The organism is Shewanella sp. JNE2 (genome assembly GCF_023159115.1).
Lineage (GTDB): Bacteria > Pseudomonadota > Gammaproteobacteria > Enterobacterales > Shewanellaceae > Shewanella > Shewanella putrefaciens.
This window is the reverse complement of the sequence record NZ_CP096169.1, coordinates 3669092-3688490: the sequence shown is the minus strand read 5'-3', so window position 1 is coordinate 3688490 and position 19399 is coordinate 3669092. Positions and strand designations below refer to the sequence as shown.

At 46.1% G+C, this 19399-nt stretch carries 15 protein-coding genes and 1 pseudogene; 12 read left to right on the top strand and 4 right to left on the bottom strand.

The features are described 5' to 3' along the window. Positions 1 to 11 precede the first annotated feature (11 nt). Complete coding sequence (locus MZ182_RS16495) at positions 12 to 995, bottom strand: hypothetical protein (protein WP_011919908.1); 984 nt, start codon at positions 993 to 995, stop codon at positions 12 to 14. A 225-nt stretch (positions 996 to 1220) separates the two neighbouring features. Here MZ182_RS16495 and glnE point away from each other — a divergent pair, with 225 nt between their 5' ends. Further along, entirely contained in the window at positions 1221 to 4085 is a 2865-nt protein-coding gene (gene glnE / locus MZ182_RS16490) for a bifunctional [glutamate--ammonia ligase]-adenylyl-L-tyrosine phosphorylase/[glutamate--ammonia-ligase] adenylyltransferase (RefSeq protein WP_011788235.1), read from the top strand. A gap of 76 nt (positions 4086 to 4161) precedes the next feature. Next, on the top strand, positions 4162 to 5133 hold the full coding sequence (locus MZ182_RS16485) for a sensor domain-containing diguanylate cyclase (RefSeq protein WP_011788236.1): 972 nt from the start codon (positions 4162 to 4164) through the stop codon (positions 5131 to 5133). 82 nt (positions 5134 to 5215) lie between these two features. Here the strand turns inward: MZ182_RS16485 and MZ182_RS16480 are convergent, their stop codons facing one another. Then, positions 5216 to 6175: a sodium-dependent bicarbonate transport family permease gene (locus tag MZ182_RS16480; protein WP_014611238.1), complete on the bottom strand. Its 960-nt coding sequence runs from the start codon at positions 6173 to 6175 to the stop codon at positions 5216 to 5218. 138 nt (positions 6176 to 6313) lie between these two features. Here MZ182_RS16480 and MZ182_RS16475 point away from each other — a divergent pair, with 138 nt between their 5' ends. The 8 genes and pseudogenes from MZ182_RS16475 to MZ182_RS16445 all read left to right on the top strand — a co-directional run bounded on the left by MZ182_RS16475 (position 6314) and on the right by MZ182_RS16445 (position 15315). Next, positions 6314 to 7309, top strand: coding sequence for a LysR family transcriptional regulator (locus tag MZ182_RS16475; protein WP_115017249.1), 996 nt, complete (start codon positions 6314 to 6316; stop codon positions 7307 to 7309). A gap of 569 nt (positions 7310 to 7878) precedes the next feature. Further along, entirely contained in the window at positions 7879 to 7959 is an 81-nt protein-coding gene (locus tag MZ182_RS21480; RefSeq protein ID WP_105252297.1) for a potassium-transporting ATPase subunit F, read from the top strand. A gap of 8 nt (positions 7960 to 7967) precedes the next feature. Beyond that, entirely contained in the window at positions 7968 to 9692 is a 1725-nt protein-coding gene (gene kdpA, locus MZ182_RS16470) for a potassium-transporting ATPase subunit KdpA (protein WP_248069175.1), read from the top strand. 2 nt (positions 9693 to 9694) lie between these two features. After that, positions 9695 to 11713 carry a potassium-transporting ATPase subunit KdpB gene (kdpB, locus tag MZ182_RS16465; RefSeq protein ID WP_198780649.1) on the top strand — a complete coding sequence of 673 codons (2019 nt, stop codon included), beginning with the start codon at positions 9695 to 9697 and terminating at the stop codon, positions 11711 to 11713. 9 nt (positions 11714 to 11722) lie between these two features. Further along, a pseudogene (gene kdpC / locus MZ182_RS16460) lies at positions 11723 to 12321 on the top strand (potassium-transporting ATPase subunit KdpC). A gap of 34 nt (positions 12322 to 12355) precedes the next feature. Then, on the top strand, positions 12356 to 12487 hold the full coding sequence (locus MZ182_RS21315; protein ID WP_262917363.1) for a hypothetical protein: 132 nt from the start codon (positions 12356 to 12358) through the stop codon (positions 12485 to 12487). Positions 12488 to 12502: 15 nt separating this feature from the next. After that, entirely contained in the window at positions 12503 to 13126 is a 624-nt protein-coding gene (locus MZ182_RS16450) for a TorF family putative porin (RefSeq protein WP_248069178.1), read from the top strand. A 2-nt stretch (positions 13127 to 13128) separates the two neighbouring features. After that, positions 13129 to 15315: a DUF4118 domain-containing protein gene (locus MZ182_RS16445; RefSeq protein WP_248069179.1), complete on the top strand. Its 2187-nt coding sequence runs from the start codon at positions 13129 to 13131 to the stop codon at positions 15313 to 15315. Between the two features lie 272 nt (positions 15316 to 15587). Here the strand turns inward: MZ182_RS16445 and MZ182_RS16440 are convergent, their stop codons facing one another. Further along, a complete protein-coding gene (locus MZ182_RS16440) occupies positions 15588 to 16622 on the bottom strand; it encodes an IS110 family transposase (RefSeq protein ID WP_248069889.1) in 1035 nt (344 codons plus the stop codon). Between the two features lie 102 nt (positions 16623 to 16724). Between MZ182_RS16440 and MZ182_RS16435 the strand changes: the two genes are divergently transcribed. Further along, on the top strand, positions 16725 to 17228 hold the full coding sequence (locus tag MZ182_RS16435; protein WP_248114729.1) for a sensor histidine kinase: 504 nt from the start codon (positions 16725 to 16727) through the stop codon (positions 17226 to 17228). A 49-nt stretch (positions 17229 to 17277) separates the two neighbouring features. Then, complete coding sequence (locus MZ182_RS16430) at positions 17278 to 17961, top strand: response regulator (protein ID WP_011788245.1); 684 nt, start codon at positions 17278 to 17280, stop codon at positions 17959 to 17961. Between the two features lie 27 nt (positions 17962 to 17988). On the opposite strand, the gene zapE is transcribed toward MZ182_RS16430, so the two are convergent. Beyond that, positions 17989 to 19206 (bottom strand): cell division protein ZapE, encoded by a 1218-nt coding sequence (gene zapE / locus MZ182_RS16425; RefSeq protein WP_248069382.1) that lies wholly within the window; start codon positions 19204 to 19206, stop codon positions 17989 to 17991. Positions 19207 to 19399 lie beyond the last annotated feature (193 nt).

Sequence of the window (19399 nt, the reverse complement as noted above, 5' to 3'; positions counted from 1 at the left end):
GAAATCCTTAGTTACTTGCCCCGGCGCACACTGCGGGTCGTACGATTGCTGGAATTACGGAAACTACTGTCTTTAGAATAGTTTGAACGGAACTTACTGCTTGAATTATTCGCAGAACTTTTACTCGCGCTCGTTGTATTGGCTTTGGGTGTACTCGTGCTTTCACGGGATAATGCCGTGGCTCCTGTACGTGGTTTCGCATAGGGACTATCAAAACGCTTACCTTGAGAGTCAAATCGTTTTTTAGTTTGTTCAAATGTTTTCGCTTGGGCATCGGCTTGCTTTGGTGAGGTATAGCGATAACGGCCTACGTCATTGTAATAACTATAGCCACGATTACCTGACCAGCGGTCATAGGCAATGGGACGATTAAAAATATTTGAGAACATGGAATACATGCCGTACCAAGCCCAAAATGACGTACCACTGGAATCGGTTTGCCAACTGCCGTAGGCAGGGTTACCAACAAGTTGGCTACCAGGGCCAAAGTCTTCTGCGCCATTGGCTAATGCTGCGGCTTCACGGCTAATCGCATTTACGCGGGCGAGCTTACCCTCGGACATATCGGCAACCACGTTAACGGGATCGGACAGCATATCGTTAAACAGGCTCGGATCTGCCGCTTGATAGAGGTTTTCAGCTTCGGCTAATTGCTGATCGAGATCGGCAAAATTTGCCGCATTTTTAGACTCTTCTAAGCGACGTTTTAGTGATGTATACATAGGCCCTTTGGGGCCTGAATCCTTCGCTAGTTCATCAAGCAGTGGTGCTAAATCGGGTTTTTGCTGTTTTAACAGTGTGCTGTATTGTTTTAGCAGATTGGCGTTACGCAATTGCCCGTCATCGAGCATAGTGCCGAGCGACGCGAGACGCTGCTCAGTGAGTTGTTGATACTTAGCTATTTTATCCGGTCTATCATCACCACATCCCGTCAAGGATAAAGTCACCGTAATCAAGAGTATCGATATGAGAACATGCCTTAGCATTCCTGCCATGTTGTCTCCAAAAGGGTTGAAATAAAACTCAAATACTTGCGGGCAAATAATAATCCTCTTGCCCAATATGCCTGTTGCACAGGTTATAGTACCCTTAAACAGCACTGATAAAAGGGCATTCCTTTATTTGTGTGTTACATCAGGTAGCTGCAAGTCTCGTTGAACATGTCAATCTATATCATTTACGACATAATATGTCGATAGTTTAATTTGTTAGGGATTATTATGACCATGCAAAAAGACAGTAAGAAGTCATTGTCTACACTCATCACACAAACCGCAGAGCGCCATTGGCAGCGGCTAGAGGATGTATGGTCCGATGGGCTGTCACATTTGACACCAACAGCTAAACAAGAATTAAAAACGGTACTGGGGTTAAGTGATTATGTGGCCGCGCAGTTAAGTAGACATCCCGAATGGATTAATCGACTATTCATGGGAGACTTAACGGATGTTAATCGTAAACATTATGATGTTGAATTACATGAGTTGCTAAGTAATGCGACTAGCGAGGATATGGCTAAATCCGTATTACGTCGTTTTCGTAATTATCAAATGGTACGCTTAGCTTGGCGTGATTTTTTAGATTACACCAGTTTAGAAACCTCCCTTCTCGATTTATCTGCACTGGCTGAAGCGTTAGTGATCTGTGCCCGCGATTGGCTTTACAAAGAGATGTGCGCGCAATATGGCACACCAATGGATAAAGCAGGTAATCCGCAACCGCTGCTGATTTTAGGTATGGGGAAACTCGGTGGTCGTGAGCTTAACTTTTCCTCGGATATCGATCTGATTTTCACTTTTCCCGAGCATGGCGAAACCCTTGGTGGCCGTCGGAGTTTAGATAACCAACAATTTTTTATTCGTATGGGGCAAAGGCTTGTCAATCTACTCGATCAAATAACGGTCGATGGTTTTGTTTTCAGAGTCGATATGCGTTTGCGTCCTTATGGTGAGAGTGGTCCACTGGTGGTGAGTTTTAGTGCACTTGAGGATTATTACCAAGAGCAGGGGCGTGATTGGGAACGCTATGCCATGGTTAAAGCCCGCGCACTTGGTCCGTGGAATCATTTTTCCGATGAACTACACAGTTTACTTCGCCCCTTTGTGTACCGCCGTTATATTGATTTTTCGGCTATCGACTCCCTACGAAAAATGAAGCAGCTTATCGCTCAAGAGGTACGTCGTCGTCAGCTAACTGACAATATCAAACTCGGTGCTGGCGGTATTCGAGAAGTGGAATTCGTGGTGCAAAGTTTTCAACTTATTCGCGGTGGAAGAGAGCCAGCACTTCGCCAACAGAGTTTATTTGGCGCTATGGACACGCTTTATAGTCTTGGGCAGTTTGAATACCTGGCGGTGGACGAATTAAAACACAGTTACTTGCTGCTGCGCCGAGTCGAAAATCTACTACAAGCGATTGATGATAAACAGACTCAAACCTTACCGAATAATCCCCTCGATTGGGCAAGATTATGTCATGTACTCGATATGGCAAATGAGGTTGAGTTACGCAGTCATATTGAAGCGGCAATGGCGAAAATACACCGTCATTTTAAAGCGACCGTTGGGGGTGAAGAAGGGGAAGAAAAAACAGAGCATTGGACTGTGCAATTGTGGAATGTACAGCAGGATGATCATGCACTTGCATTGTTTGCCGAGCAACAGATCGAAGATGACAAGCTATGGCCTATGCTTAGCTGTTGGCGTGAAACGGTGATAAAGCGATCTATTGGACCTCGAGGCCGGGAAACTTTAGATAAATTAATGCCAAGATTATTGGAGGAGCTTCTCAATCAACACAGTCCGTCGGCGGCCTTCGAACCCGTTTCTAAGGTACTTGAACAGATTTTAACGCGCACCACTTACCTCGAGCTTTTATGCGAAAACCCTGGTGCGCGTCAACAATTAGTGAGCTTGTGTTGTGCAAGTCCTTGGATTGCCACTCAGTTAGCTAAATTTCCTATGTTATTGGATGAGCTTATCGATCCCGCGCATTTGTACGACACCACTTCATTGGACGATTATCCCAGCGAGTTGCGCCAATATCTGCTTAGGGTGCCGGAAGATGATATGGAGCAGCAAATGGAGGCGCTGCGACAATTTAAACTTTCACAACAACTTAAGATTGCCGCAGCCGATGTCACAGGCGTATTACCTGTAATGCAAGTCAGTGATCATTTAACCTTTTTAGCTGAAGCTATTATTGAGCAGGTTGTGATGCAAGCATGGCAACAGGTGGCGCAACGTCATGGTGTGCCTGGGTATCTTGAGAGCAGTGATACTGGTTTTGCCGTTATTGGCTACGGTAAGTTAGGCGGTATTGAACTTGGGTATGGATCGGATCTGGATTTGGTATTCCTATACGAAGCCCATAAAAATATGGAAAACAGCCTAACTAATGGCGATAGACCGATAGAAGTAGGACATTTTTACCTTAAACTTGCCCAACGCATTTTGCATTTATTCTCCACTCGCACCACATCAGGAGAATTGTATGAGGTCGATATGCGTCTGCGCCCCTCTGGCGCCTCGGGGTTGATGGTCAGTGAGATTGAACGCTTCGGGGAATATCAAGCTAATGAGGCTTGGACTTGGGAGCATCAAGCCTTAGTTCGCTCACGTTTTGTTTTTGGTGACAATAGTTTAGCGGTTAAGTTTAGTCATATCCGAGCCTCAGTGTTAGAACAGTCGAGGGATAAAGCGGAGCTTAAAAAAGCCGTGCGTGAGATGCGCCAGAAGATGCGTGATCATTTGTTAAAAGTGACCGAAGGCCAATTCGATTTAAAACAAAGCATTGGTGGAATCGCCGATATTGAATTTATTGCTCAGTATCTTGTGCTTGCTAATGCCCATGAGTATCCAGAACTATCGATTTGGTCTGATAATGTGCGAATTTTTGCTGTGTTAGCCGAACTTGCGCTTTTACCTATTATGAGTGCGCAACATTTAACTCAATCCTATTGTTGGCTAAGGGATGAGAATCACCGACTTACACTACAGCAAAAGTCGGGGCAGTTGCCTTACATTGAGGTTGCAGAACATGCAGAGCGGGTACTGAACATCTATCGAGCCGTGCTTGAATCGTAAACTTTTGTCTATTCAAATTCTCTAGGTCGGGGGATTTGGTCTAAAGTTTAATGCAGAGCAGCTATTAGAGAGTGCCATGGAATTACCTCCCATCCCAGAAAATGAGCTGCAACGTTTAGCCACGTTGCGAGCTCTCAATGTGTTAGATACCGATGCAGAGGAGCGCTTCGACCGTATCACTCGCCTGACTCGGCGAATTTTTTCGTTGCCAATTTGTGTCATTACCCTTGTAGATGCTCAGCGCCAGTGGTTTAAATCTCGCCAAGGACTTGAAATAACTGAAACATCACGGGATATTTCCCTTTGTGCCCACGCAATAAACTATGAGGGTATTTTTATTATTAACGATACTCTCCTCGATCCGCGGTTTTGTGATAATCCTTTTGTGGCACAAGAACCCTTTATTCGTTTTTATGCAGGTTACCCACTCACGATAAATCATCATTACCGAGTAGGAACACTATGTGTAAATGACACTGAACCTCGGGAGTTTAGCCAAGAAGATATTGAAACCTTGACAGATCTCGGCCAAATGGTTGAGGCCGAGTTATTATCTATCGCGCAGAATACCTTAGATCCTTTAACGGGCATTTCAAATCGTCGAGGATTTGAGTTATTAGCACATCAGGCCATAGCGAGTTGTCGACGCACTGAATCGGAGGCGGCTTTAGTGTTCTTCGATCTCGATTTTTTTAAAGAAGTGAATGATAGCTTTGGTCATCGTAAGGGCGATCAGGTGTTATATGATTTTGCCCATATCTTAATGACTGCTTTTAGGGAGTCGGATGTGATCGCAAGGCTTGGCGGCGATGAGTTTGTGGTGCTGTTAAGTTTTGTGCATAGAGATACAGTTAATCGAGTCATCGAGCGCTTTACGCAGTTACTTGAGCAATATAATCAACAGCATCCTAAGCAACATCGATTGGCGACCAGCATAGGTATCGCCCATTGGACGCCGGATTCAGATATGGGCTTAGAGGATCTGTTAGATTCCGCCGATAAAGCCATGTATCAGAATAAAGCCGCACATCACAGTGATGCATCTTAAATTGCTTATGCCAGATGAAAAGGGAGACAATAATGTCTCCCTTTTCATTGGATCTGATTAGGCGAAAAACTAAACACCGGCGTTAAGCCGTAATGAGCATGACCCAATGTTGATATAAAGGTAAGCCAATTAATACGTTAACTGGAAACGTGATCCCAAGAGAAGCTAGCATTGCTAAGCCTATATTGGCTTCAGGGATTGCGGCACGTATGGCTGCAGGTGCCGCGATATAGGATGCGCTAGCACTTAAGCCCGCTAATACTAAAATACTGCCAGCGGGTAGATCTAGCCATACACCCACACCAATGCCGAACCAGGCTAAAACGAAAGGAACCACCGCCGCAAATACGAGTAGGCGCCATTGTTTGAGGGGCAGAGGTAAGCATACCTTGGCCGTGACTAAACCCATCTCGAGTAAAAATAAGGCCAATAAGGTTTTAAAGCCACCGAGTAGCACGGGCGTTATTGGTGCCAGCCCATTTGGGCCATAGAGCCAACCAATAGCGACACCACCGAGCAGAAGGACAACACCACGACTGGTTAAAGCTTCGTGCAATACATTTGATTGTGCCTCCACTTTAGGCATTGTTTCTGTAGCATTTTTAGCACTTAAATATCGATGTAGCCAGAGCATCACAATAATTGCAGGCAGTTCGAGTAACACTAAATACAGTGTTGTTTCGGGTCTTAAGGTGAGTCCGGTATTTTCCACGATCGCCATGACTACCGCAAAAGTCCCCGCACTCACAGAGCCATAATGGGCGGCAATGCTAATGGCATCGGTGCGGCCTATGCGTACCAGTTGGGTTAATACTGGATATAGGACTAATGGAATGATTAAACCTAGCGCAATGACGGCTAAGAGTTCACTAAGCACTAAGTTTTGGGTGTGCCCATGGAGTGACATCCCTCCCTTTAATCCCAAAGTCAGCATCAACAGAATAGATAAGGTTTCGTAAATAGCTGGGGGGACTTTAAGATCTGATTTTACGAGGCCAGCTAATAAACCTAAAGCGAAGAAGGCAATCACAATATCGGGCATAAGTATCTCATTAGTTTTGACTTTTACCCCCTGCTATACAGGGTGAGTAGTCGAGTGATCCTGATGGCTGGTGATTTTGAACCTAATTGGTTATATTGGAAAATAAATTGTTTACCACTTAGGTATAGAACATTATCTATGGAAAAGCATTCGTCATTGACCCCATTTAAATTGCGGCACTTAAGTTTTCGTTTATTGCAGGTCTATGTGCAGGTTGTTCGGCTTGGCAATATTTCCGCAGCAGCAAGGGTTTTACATTTAACTCAGCCGACAGTGTCATTGCAACTTAAGAAACTGGCCGATGTGTTGGGCGAGCCATTACTGGAGAGCCGTGATGGCCGCATGTTGCCTACTTTGGTAGGTAATGAACTTTACCGCGCCGCCTGCGATACCTTAAGTCGTTTTGAGGATGTTGAAGCCTTTATGCAGCAGGCTAAAGGTGGCAGCGTTGGTCATATCAATATTGGCATAGTCACCACTGCAAAATACGTATTACCACGGATTTTAGGTGCATTTTATCGGCAATTTCCACAGGTTAAAGTGACCTTAAATATTGGTAATCGTGCCCATGTGTTAGGCCGATTTGAACGCCAAGAAGATGATTTATATCTGTTTAGCCATCCACCAAGTGGTGATAATGTGTTATCCGCGCGCATCATTAAAAACCCACTGCAATTGATTGTGCCTAAAGATCACTGGGCGGTGGGCCGCGAGCAAGTGAATTTTAATGAGCTTAAACATGAGCGTTTTATCGTGCGCGAACCAGGCTCAGCCACGCGCTTGATGTTTGAGTCTTGGTGTAGTGCTCAAGGCATAACCCTAAGCGATACGATGCAAATTGAGAGCAATGAAGCCATCCGTTTGAGCGTTGCGTCGGGTTTAGGATTATCCGTCATATCAGCACACACACTGCAAGAAGGGCGTGAAAAACCAGCGGTTTTGCCTGTTATTGGTTTTCCTCTTGAAAGTAATTGGTATCTGGTTGGTCGTAAAGATCGCCGCTTACCCTATGCGGCCATGCAGTTAGTGGATTTTATGGCAGCGCACTTGGCCGAATGTATTGAACCAGAGTGGGTTGCTACGGATATCCAGCAGCTTAGCATGCATTTTAATCCTGCAAGTCTATCTAGGTAGGGGGAATCTAGCTGAACTTTTTTTAGTGATAGCAAGATTTAATAGGACTTTCATCTTGATAGGATGATGAAATATGAATAATTGGGTTTTACTGAATCTTGGCGATGCGCTATTGGCTGGCAATCAGCTCAGCAGATTACAAAAAACTTAATTGATTTATATCATCGGTATAAACAGCCTGATTCATTTGCCGCCTATTATCGATATGAGTCATCGTGATAAAAATAAACTCGGCAAAAGAATGATGGCTTTTTTATTTTACTTTTACAGCTAATTCTATGGCTTTTTGCGGCCTTAATTACCACTGATTATGATGATTCAATCAGCTTTGGCTTGGAATGATAACTTATTGTTAATTGGAAATAGAATCCTAATTGATATTCTGCTGTTTGAGTGACTTTATCATCCGCAAAAAACACACTAATTTTACATGTTCCTCATCATGTTTATTCTCTGATAGTTGATGATTTTTACGTATTCTTTACGGGATTAGTCATTTGAACTCTAGAGACTTTACACCGTTAATTCATATATTTGTCCCGTTACTCAATTTCTTAAGGACAAATTATATGGACTGGATATTTCTAATACTTTCCATAGCACTTTTCATTTACTTAGCAGTGGCAATGTTTGCCCCTAATAAGTTTTAGGAGTCGTTATGTTTGAAATTACCCTTATTTTCATTACTGCGCTTGGGCTCGCATGGCTGTTGGGATCCTATATGACAGGGGTTTTCTCTGGTCAGTCCCATTTTTCAGATCGGTTATTTAATCCCATTGAAAAGTGGATTTATCGGGCTATAGGCGTCAAGGCCAATACTGGAATGAGCTGGAAATCCTATGGTGCGGCTTTTCTTATCAGCAACTTAGTACTTGGTATTTTGGCGTTTCTTATCCTTCTATTCCAACATCTGTTACCGCTCAACCCCGATGGCATAGGGCCATTATCTTGGGATCTGGCTTTGCACACTGCGGTGTCATTCCTCACTAATACCAATCAACAGCACTATTCCGGGCAGGCACAGCTCAGTTATCTATCCCAAGGTTTTTTAATTGTCACGCTGCAATTTGTCACTCCAGCCATGGCGCTGGCGGTTTGTGTGGCGACTTTACGGGGAATGTTAGGCGGACTTAATAATGACAGCGCCAAAGAGGGCGAGGCTCGAAATCTGGGTAACTATTATGTTGACCTAGTGCGCGGTGTACTCAGACTTATGCTGCCATTAGCGGCTATTGTGGCGCTGTTACTGACTTGGCAAGGCGTACCGAGTAGTTTTGACGGTGCACAAAAAGTGAACACCTTAGATGCGGCAGCACCTATCTCTGAGCAGGTCGTTCCGATCGGCCCCGTTGCTTCAATGGTTGCTATCAAGCAATTAGGTACTAATGGCGGTGGCTGGTATGGCCCCAACAGCAGTAACCCGCTTGAAAACCCAACGCCAGTCAGTAATGCCATCGAAACCATAGCCTTAGTGCTGATCCCTATGGCCGTCGTCTTTATGGCTGGCGGAATGCTAAGACGCAAAAAATTTACCCTAATGGCTTTAGTTGCTATGGGTCTATTGAGCGTCAGTTTTCTGGGGGCGACTGTGTACAGCGAGTTGCAACCCAACGCCGCCTTTACGGGATTAAGCGCCCAAGGGCCGAATATGGAGGGTAAAGAAGTTCGCTTTGGACCTGAGCTATCGGCGCTCTGGGCTTCTTTTACCACACAAACCTCTAACGGTTCGGTCAATGCCATGCACGATTCCTTCAATCCAATCGGGGGATTGATGACGCGATCAGGCATGTTACTCAATGCGATATGGGGCGGTATTGGCTGCGGTTTTGTTAACTTTATCGTTTATGTGTGGATTGCTGTTTTCTTATCGGGATTGATGATTGGCCGTACGCCAGAGATATTTGGTCGTAAGCTCGAAACCCGTGAAATCACCCTTTTGGGAAGTCTATTAGTTTTACCTACCTTATGCGTCTTAGGTTTGACGGCGATCAGTGTGGCTATCCCGAGTATTACGGGCAACAGTAACCCCGGCTTTCATGGGATTTCGCAAGTCTTTTACGAATATACCTCCGCTTTTGCTAATAACGGTTCGGGTTTTGAAGGCTTAGGTGATAACACGCCTTGGTGGAATATCAGTTGCGTTATCGCCTTACTACTCGGTCGATACCTGCCGCTGTTTTTACCGCTGGCGATTGCGGGGATGATGTCGAGTAAAAGAGTGAGCCCCGACAGTAACGCGAGCTTGAAGCTCGAGAGTCCCACCTTTTGTTTCACCCTTATTGCCGTGATTTTAATCATTAACTTCTTGTCTTTCTTACCTGCGGCGGTATTAGGGCCTATTGGCGAAGCTTTAGAACTTGCCACTATGAGTCTGGAGAAATAGTCATGCATAAACCTGCTCAAATATTAGATAGCGCCGGCGTGAAGCAAGCTGCCTTTGGTGCTGTAAAGAAAATGTCCTTAGTGAGTATGGCTGGCAACCCTGTGATGTTCGTGGTGATGGTGGGCGCTTTACTCGCCGCTTTGATCACTGGACAAAAGTTCTTCAATGGCGAGACGGTTGCTTTTGAGTTAACCACGACCCTTATTCTTTTGCTTACCGTGTGGTTTTCTAACTTTGCTGAATCGGTGGCAGAGGCAAGGGGTCGCGGACAAGCGGCCAGCTTAAAGTCGGCGAAAGAGGCCTTGCAGGCGAGGCGCATACGCCACGGTGAGTTGGAATCCGTATCCGCAACTTTGCTTGTCAAAGGCGATAAGGTGAAGGTTTTGCAGGGTGATTATATTCCTGCCGATGGTGAAATCATCGAAGGGATAGCCACTATCAATGAATCGGCGATTACCGGTGAATCTGCGGCTGTGCTGCGTGAAGCAGGCACAGATCATTCAGGTGTGATTGGCGGCACTAAGGTACTTACGGGTGAAATTACCGTGCTGGTTGCCAACGATCCTGGGAATAGCTTTTTAGATCGCATGATAGGGCTGGTCGAAGGGGCGAAGCGTCAGAAAACACCGAACGAAACGGCGTTGACTGTGCTACTTGCATCATTGACTGCGGTTTTCCTGATCGTGGTGGTGACTTTGCCACCCATGGCGGGTTTCGTCGGTGCAAGCCTTGATTACACTATGTTAATTGCGCTGTTAGTGTGTTTGATCCCAACGACGATTGGTGGCTTGTTACCCGCTATTGGGATTGCAGGCATGAACCGCGCCTTAGCCGCCAATGTGGTCGCTAAATCGGGTAAAGCCGTGGAAGTTGCGGGGGATATCGATACGTTACTGCTGGATAAAACGGGCACTATCACTTTCGGTGATCGTCAAGCGACCGCATTTTTACCCGTGAAAGGCATTGCAGCTGAGATGTTGCGTGATGCGGCGGTGCTTTCTTCCCTCGATGACCCCACCCCTGAAGGGAAATCTGTACTCAAATTGGCCATAGATTTGGGCGCGGTATTGCCCGTCAAACCTACGGATGCGACTTTTATCCCATTTACGCCAGAGACTCGGGTTTCTGGGGTGATTTTAACCGATGGTATTCAAGGCATTAAAGGCGCTGGCGATGCGATGCAGTTTTGGGCGCAGCAGCATCAAATTCACTGGCCTGAATCTGTTAACGCGCTTATCCGCAAAGTGGCGTTGCAGGGGGGCACTCCCTTAGTCGTCGCCAGTGGCACACACATTTTAGGGGTTATAGCTTTAAGTGACGTGATTAAGCCGGGCGTTGCGGAGCGGTTTGCTCGTTTAAGGGCGCTCGGTGTACGGACCATCATGGTGACAGGGGATAATCCGCTAACGGCTGGCGTGATTGCCGCCGAAGCTGGGGTCGATGATTTTGTCGCTGAAGCTAAACCTGAGGATAAACTTGCCCTTATTCGTGCAGAGCAGGCCAAAGGTCGATTAGTGGCTATGGTGGGGGATGGCACTAACGATGCGCCAGCATTAGCGCAGGCCGATGTAGGTCTTGCGATGAACTCGGGTACCCAAGCCGCTAAAGAAGCGGGCAATATGGTGGATTTGGATTCTGATCCCACTAAATTACTGGCTATCGTTGAAGTCGGAAAACAATTGCTGATCACCCGCGGCGCCTTGACTACATTCTCCCTCTCCAATGATGTGGCTAAGTATTTTGCCATTATTCCAGCGGTATTTGCGGGGGCTTTGCCTGCGATTGGTGCACTGGATCTGATGCAGCTTCACAGCCCAACCTCAGCCGTACTCGCAGCGCTCGTATTTAACGCTCTTATCATTCCCGCCTTAATTCCATTGGCTTTAAAAGGCATCAAACTCAAACCCATAAGTGCAGAAAAATTACTGCGAAATAACATGCTGATTTATGGCTTAGGCGGGGTGATTTTACCCTTTGTCGGCATTAAAGCGCTCGACTCAATCATTGCACTTATGCTCTAGGAGACAGTAATGAATTCAATCGTATATGCCACTAAAACCCAGCATGCCGTTATGGGATTGAGAGCCAGTTTCGCCCTGTTATTTGTGTGCGGCGTTGTCTATACCGGCACTGTGACTCAGCTCGGTGGCGCTTTATTTCCCGTACAAGCTAAGGGCAGTGTGATCCACAGGGATAATGTCGCTATGGGTTCTGAGTTCATCGCTCAGCCCTTTGTTAATCCAGCCTATTTTTATAGTCGGCCGAGCGCTGTCGGTTACGATCCTATGGCGACAGGCGGTAGTAACCTTGCACCGAGTAACCCGGCGTTACGTGAACGTGTGATGGCAACGAGCCAAGAAATCCAAGCTAGGGAATCCGTTCAGGCCGCTGATATCCCAGTCGATTTACTCGCCACATCGGGGGCGGACTGGACCCTCATATTTCACCCGCTGCAGCCAAACTGCAAGTCGCGCGCGTGGCTCAGGCTCGACAGTTAGCCGAACCACAAGTGTTGACCTTAGTGGCGCAATTTATCGAACCACCGCAGTGGGGCATTTTTGGGCAAGCGCGCGTCAATGTGCTCAAGCTCAACCTCGCTCTCGACCAGATTGCTAAACACGCTCAATAAAACAATATTCTACTGAATTTAAGGATAAATTTTTATGTTACATATTAAGTCGGCTCTTTGTTCACGTTGTTCGCGCCTCTGCGCGAGTGTGATGATGGCATTATCTTCACTCTCTATGGGCGCGCTTGCCAACACTGAGGCGCAAGGGGGCAATGCCTCTTGGTAGAGTCAAGGGAGTGTGATGCTCATCAGTGATTATGCGTTTCGCGGTATTTCTCAAACCGATGAAGGACCTGCAGTTCAAGCTGGATATACCTTAAACCATGATTCTGGCTGGTATGGCTCACTTTGGGGCAGTAACATCGAATTTGGGGATGGAAGTTTAGAACTCGACTTGTCCGCTGGCTGGGCCAAAGATTGGGATAATGGCTTAACAACGGACCTAGGCGTGATACGTTACCAATACTCGCAGGACGATACCGACCTGAGTTATAACGAAATTTATGCTGTGGTAAGCTACGCCGATGCTAAGTTAGGGGTGGTTTATTCTCCTGATTATTTCGGCGAGAATGTGGACGATTTTCAGTATGTCTACGTAAGCTATGAGCCGCAACTGTTCTCTAATGTAAGCCTCGCTCTGCATCTTGGGAGTAATTTTTTTGCGTCCCAGCAAGATATGGCGCAGTTCTTAGGCTCTATGGTCGCAGACAATAACCACTATTGGGATTGGCGAGTGGGGCTGAACCTCAATATGACTGAGCAGGATGTGTTGAGTGTCGGTTATGTCGATACGGATTTATCGCAGAGTCAGTGCCAGTCCCTGTGTGATGCGCGCTGGCTAGTGAGTCTTTCAAGGAGTTTCTAATCGTGGTTCCAATCAGTCAAACACAGCAAGCCAATGCGCTTTTAAGTCAGATACAGCAAAATGATAAAGGTAAACTGACGGTTTTTCTTGGGGCGGCACCTGGCGTGGGCAAGACCTATGCAATGCTCAGTGCGGCAAGGGAAATAGCGCAACAAGGTGTCGATTTGCTGGTTGGACTGGTGGAAACCCATGGGCGTGCCGATACCGAGGCCATGCTAGCAGGTTTTGAGGTATTGGCGCGTAAACCCATTGATTATCACAATAATCGTTTAACAGAATTTGACTTAGATGCGGCGCTGCTTCGTCGGCCTAAGCTGATCCTCGTCGATGAACTGGCCCACACGAATGTTCCCGGTAGTCGCCATAAACGGCGCTATCAAGACGTTGCAGAATTATTGGCTGCGGGTATCGATGTCTATACCACAGTTAACATTCAACATTTGGTCAGTTTGAATGATCTGGTTTTGCAAATTACTCAAGTGCGGGTACGGGAAACCGTACCTGATCGCTTCCTTGATGAAGCCCATGAAATTATATTTGTCGATTTACCGCCATCAACACTTATCGAACGCTTACAGCAAGGCAAAGTTTATCTGCCGGAGTATGCTCGCTCAGCCTTAGATGCTTTTTTTTCGGTCTCGAATTTGACGGCTCTGCGCGAATTGGCAATGAAAAAAGTCATAGAGAGAGTCGATGCAAAACTGATTTGTGAACTCGATGCCAAAGCACAGGGAACAGATTTTGTTCTCAAAGACAGATTGTTGGTTTTAGTCAGTAACAGCAGTGATCATCAATATTTGATCCGCATAGGTCGGCAGATTGCTGAGCGGCGGCAAATTCCTTGGTTAGTGCTTTGGGTCGATACCGGTAAAGCGCTGGGCCTTTATCAGCGAAAAAGACTAAATGAGGCCTTTGCCTTAGCCAAAGAACTCGGTGCGCAGACCGAAGTATTACGTGGCACGAGCAGTTATCAGGCCATTTTACCCTACATAGCCCTACATCGAATTAATACAGTGTTAGTCGGCGCGGGTGTGAAACGCACCTATCCTTGGTGGCGTAAAAGGCTCTACCAACGCTTGATTGAATCTGGTTTACCCGTTGAAGTCAGCGTATATCACGCCCCCGACAGTCAAGTACAAGTACGAGACCCTATCAAGCCTAAAGTCAGTTTTGGTGATCTTCGAGGCCATATTCTTGGGCTGATTGGTGTGGTGGTTATTTTCCCGCTGGTGGCATTTTTAGATACTTGGCTCAGTAATGGCAATCTGGTGTTGTTATATGTTTTCTTGATTGTCAGCATTGGCTTAACCTATGGCGCTCGGCCTGCGATGGCGACGGCGGTATGGTCATTTTTTAGTTTTAATTTCTTTCTCACTGAGCCTAAATTCACTATGAATGTGAATAGCCAGGATGACATTGCCACCTTAATCTTTTTGGTTTTTATCGGGCTTATCAGCGGCCCGGCCGCTTCTCGGATCAGGAACCAGTTTATTTTACTGCGCGAGTCAAATCGTTATGCAGAAACGTTAAAGGATGTCGCCCAAGAATTATCGGTCGCCGATGATGAAAAAGCCCTTTGGCAAACGATAGGACGCAAGATTACAGGTTCAGTGAATGCCGATTGTTATATTGTTTTGCAGCGTAAAGACGGTCAGCGATCCTATTTACCGCTGCTGAATACGCCATTTAACGACCTCGATTTGGCGGCAATCGATTGGACCCTGCGCCATGGGCAAGCTGCGGGGCGTTTGAGCGATACCTTGAGTGCATCGGGTGTCAGTGTGTTCCCCATTGAACTTGAAGGTACGACGATTGGCGCGGCGATTTTAGATTGGCAACCCACAGTCAACGAACTCAGTCCGTTTGATAGAGAGCTTATTCTTGCCATGTTACAGCAAGGCGCTAATACTTGGCGGCGTATTCAGTTAGTGTCAGATCTTGAATCGGCACGGGTGAAAACAGAAATTGAGCAGTTACGTTCGGCATTATTATCATCAGTATCTCACGATCTAAAATCACCACTCTCAGCTATGATGGGGGCGGCGGAGAGCTTAAAACTATTGAATAAGCAATTGCTAGAGGCCGACCGAAACGAGCTACTCGATACTATTTTGCAAGAAAGCCGTCGCTTGGACATATATGGTCACCTTGGGGTTAGCAAGGTCAATGTCCTACTTTATTCAAACTAATTTGTGCTAATCGATAAATCACCTTTCACAACGGGGTATCAGTCGTTAATGGTTCGCGGTCTTGCGACATATATCCGGCGTCTGTTGCGCCCTAATGAGATCCAAATTGACGTCTTACCCTCCTTGGCAGCCATATGGCCTCGAAGGCCACTGTCCCGGTCAGGTTTTGGGTAAGACAAACCGTTTAACTCATTAATACCATTACCGCTGTTGTGCTTTGATGGACATTTATCTATTTACATTTTGAGTCTATTTACGCAAAAAACGCTGTATTATGCCGCCACTTTACATGCCTTATTCATATCAAATACTTGTCCGCGGCTCATCACCACAAACACCATCCGCGCCATCTTATTTGCTAAGGCAACCGTCACTTTGCAGACGTGTTGGCGTTGTTTAAGCCGTTGGAGCCATTGACTAAGTGAGTCGTCTTTCTTATCGCACCAGTTCATCACGGTTCTTGCACCATGGATAAGTAACCGCCGAAGCGTTTGATTTCCGCGCTTGGTTATCTTGCCGAGCCGATTGGTCGTGCCACTACTGTATTGTGAAGGGGTTAGTCCTAGCCATGCCGCCAATTGCCGGCCATTTTTAAAATCATTCACTTCATTAATACTGGCTAATAATGTGGATGCGACCATAGGGCCGACACCGGGGATGGTTAGCAATAATGGATACTGTGGCATGGCTTGGGCAAGGGCTAATATGTCCTGTGCAACTTGGTCGATTTGTTCATTTAAATACAACTGAAACTCATAGAGTCGTTGAATAAACCCTCTGGCAACCGTGGATAATTCGTTGTCAGCATCTTCAAGAATGAGCGGAATGGCTAACATCAACTGGCGGCGGGTCTTTGCGACAATCAGGCCGTATTCCGCAAGGAAACCACGCAGTTGATTGCAGTTAGCCGTGCGATTCTCCACCAAGCGTTCACGAATGCGCAGTAAAGATTGAATATCCTGCTGCTCGACCGTTTTTGGACGAAGTAGACTCACTTTAGGGCGACTAGCCGTTTCTCCGATAGCAACCGCATCATTGGCGTCATTTTTATTACCAACCAGCATAGCTTTCACCATTCTGGCGGGGATAAGCTTGACGGTATGGCCGAGCTTTTCGATAGCCCGTCCCCAGTAATTAGCACTGTAACAAGCTTCCATCACCACTAATGTCGGCTCGCATTGCCTGAGCGTATCAAGCAATGCTGGGCGATTGATTTTACGGTTAAAAGCAATCGTGTTATCTGGGTTAAATGCTGCCACTTGGAAGACTGTTTTTGCCAAATCAATGCTGATAAGTTTATAGTTCATATCGGTCACCTCGAGTCAGATTTTGTGCACCTAAATCATGGCACATTGCGATGCCGAGACCGAGGTGACCATCTCAGCAGCTATATCCAAAATTTACTCGACATGACACGCCTAGGTCATGGCACTTTGAGCATAGAGCGTGATTGGGTTTCGGCAGATGACATTATTGGCAGCGTACTTGGTAGGCTTAAACGCTATTTCCCTAACGCAATCGTTGAATATCACAGAGAAAAAGAACCCCCACTCCTCTTTGTGCATGCGGCGCTGATCGAACAAGGATTATTTAACATTCTAGAGAATGCCGTTCGATTTTCACCACCAGAAGAGCCTATTTGTATTGAATTAACCATTTCCAATCACCGTTGCTGTATTGCCATTGAAGACAGAGGGCCGGGGATCCCCGTCAGCCATAGGGATCAAATTTTCGATATGTTTTATGTGGTTGCCGATGGCGATCAGAAAAAACAGAACACAGGTATGGGGCTGGCTATTTGTAAAGGCATGATAGCTGCACACGGGGGGAGTGTTCGCGTTACCGATTGCCTACAGGGGCAAGGCACTCGTTTTGAAGTTGAATTGCCGTTAGACTACCCTGTTCCTGGCTAATTATTTTTAGTCAAAATATCCTTACTAAACCACAGAATGGACTAGAGACGTGGCAATAAAAATCGTGGTTATCGATGATGAGACCCAAATACGCCGCATGTTGCGGATTGCACTCGCCAGTGAAGGTTATGATGTTACTGAGGCAGAAAATGGTCAGCAAGGACTCTCAGCTGTCGCTCGCCAGCAACCTGAATTAGTGATTTTGGATTTAGGCTTGCCGGATATGGAAGGCCATCAAGTGCTACAGGAGTTACGGGGATGGTCCGATGTTGCTGTGATTGTATTGTCGGTTCGCAATCAAGATAAGGAAAAAGTCGCAGCATTAGATGCAGGCGCGCAGGATTATGTAACTAAACCCTTTAGTGTGGAAGAGTTACTGGCAAGGGTGCGGGCAATTTTAAGGGACCATATCAAACCTGAAAAATTACCCATATTAGATGATGGTAAGTTGCAGATTGATTTAAGTCGTAGGTTAGTGAAAGTTGATAACCAAGTTATCGAACTCACACCCAAGGAATACGCGGTATTGTCTAAATTGGCGTCGTCACCTAACTGCGTTGTTACTCAGACTCAGCTACTAAAGGAAATTTGGGGGCCAGCCCACACAGAAGACACACATTATCTACGAATTGTGGTCAGTCACTTAAGGCAAAAATTAGGCGATTCCCCGAGTGAGCCTCAGTATATGCGGACTGAACCTGGTGTCGGTTATCGTTTATATTTTGAGCTATAGGTTATAGATATATTTTTACTTTGAACCTTAAGTGCTGCGGCTCATTTCGATTAATCGACTGTAGGTTCTGCGAAATTCGAAACTGAGCGCGCCACCTTGGTAGAGTTCATTAAGTGGTATATTGCAACTCAGATATAAACGGACGTGTTGATCGTACAGTTCATCAATTAAACTGATAAAGCGCCGTGCTGGGTCGTCGTTGACGGCATAGGAGAGTTTACGCTCGCCTGTCGCGGCGGCTTGGTTTTCTCCTGTGCCATCCTCGGTACCGCGGGCGCGGATCCAACCTTTGACTTCACCGCCTAGTTTAGGGACACCGCTTACCATTACGATTTTAAATCGACTTGCGATTTCGATGTAATCGAGCTGGGATCTTGGGCCGTCACAGAGAGCATGAAAGTCGAACCAAGCAATTAAGTTGTCTGTGTGGGCTAATGTAGCGCGGATAACTGGGATTTCACGGTTGCAGATGGTAAGGCTGGTATTGCTTAAGTAGGGAGCATTTGGGGTTAATTTATTCACAATATTGTCAAATATCTGCTCGAAATTAAGCGTTCCACTAAGACCTATATTTAGGGACGTTGAGGCGCTGATATCAGCTATCGAATCAGTATGTACCCTATGGTCTTGATTGCCTGCAAGGTGCAGCATTTGCGTATGTGTTTGCAACAGTTGGATACAGGGCAAAAATCTGTGTCTGGCTAAGCCGTTTTCATATAAGCGCTCTATGGGGATATTTGATGTGGCGACCAAGACCACACCTTGTTTGAATAGGCACTCAAACAGCCCTGCGAGTATCATGGCATCGCCAATATCTGAAACAAAAAACTCATCAAAACAGAGCACCTTGCACTCTTTCGCTAGATTTTTGGCAATCACAGTTAAGGGATCTCGTTTACCCGAATGTTCGCGTAATGCTTGGTGGATCATCGCCATAAATCGGTGAAAATGCAGTCTTAACTTTCCCTCTGTTGGTAAACAGTCGAAAAATAAATCCATCAAAAATGTTTTGCCCCGACCGACATCACCCCACAAGTACAGACCTTTAATCTGCGAGTGCTGTTGCTGGCGTCTATTTTTAGTGGGTGAAGTCAATTGATGGAATAAATCTTCTAGGGCAAAAACGGCCTGTTGTTGGGCAGGATCTACAACCAAATTTACACCAACTTGAGCTTGGTAAATGGCCAGTGGAGATATGTTGGTATTTTTAGTGATTTTTTGATTTAAAAGCATAGTATTAGCCATATTCACAATCTAGTTTACTCTCACCTTTTCAAGCCGCCACTCCAAGTCGTCGCCACGCAGGCAGCTTAGCTGCTAAGTCGGGGGATTATTCTGCCTGCTCTGGTTAAAAATGTCGCACTTTACTTTGTGAGTATTGGTAAGGCGTAGGGTAAAGTCAGAGACTCGTCGGATTTCATCGAATTCAGTTGAATAT

Bases quoted from the DNA above. Each gene is read 5' to 3' on its own strand.
- MZ182_RS16495 (WP_011919908.1), bottom strand. From the start codon at position 995: ATGGCAGGAATGCTAAGGCATGTTCTCATATCGATACTCTTGATTACG.
- glnE (WP_011788235.1), top strand. From the start codon at position 1,221: ATGACCATGCAAAAAGACAGTAAGAAGTCATTGTCTACACTCATCACA.
- MZ182_RS16485 (WP_011788236.1), top strand. From the start codon at position 4,162: ATGGAATTACCTCCCATCCCAGAAAATGAGCTGCAACGTTTAGCCACG.
- MZ182_RS16480 (WP_014611238.1), bottom strand. From the start codon at position 6,175: ATGCCCGATATTGTGATTGCCTTCTTCGCTTTAGGTTTATTAGCTGGC.
- MZ182_RS16475 (WP_115017249.1), top strand. From the start codon at position 6,314: ATGGAAAAGCATTCGTCATTGACCCCATTTAAATTGCGGCACTTAAGT.
- MZ182_RS21480 (WP_105252297.1), top strand. From the start codon at position 7,879: ATGGACTGGATATTTCTAATACTTTCCATAGCACTTTTCATTTACTTA.
- kdpA (WP_248069175.1), top strand. From the start codon at position 7,968: ATGTTTGAAATTACCCTTATTTTCATTACTGCGCTTGGGCTCGCATGG.
- kdpB (WP_198780649.1), top strand. From the start codon at position 9,695: ATGCATAAACCTGCTCAAATATTAGATAGCGCCGGCGTGAAGCAAGCT.
- MZ182_RS21315 (WP_262917363.1), top strand. From the start codon at position 12,356: ATGTTACATATTAAGTCGGCTCTTTGTTCACGTTGTTCGCGCCTCTGC.
- MZ182_RS16450 (WP_248069178.1), top strand. From the start codon at position 12,503: ATGCTCATCAGTGATTATGCGTTTCGCGGTATTTCTCAAACCGATGAA.
- MZ182_RS16440 (WP_248069889.1), bottom strand. From the start codon at position 16,622: ATGAACTATAAACTTATCAGCATTGATTTGGCAAAAACAGTCTTCCAA.
- MZ182_RS16435 (WP_248114729.1), top strand. From the start codon at position 16,725: ATGACACGCCTAGGTCATGGCACTTTGAGCATAGAGCGTGATTGGGTT.
- zapE (WP_248069382.1), bottom strand. From the start codon at position 19,206: ATGGCTAATACTATGCTTTTAAATCAAAAAATCACTAAAAATACCAAC.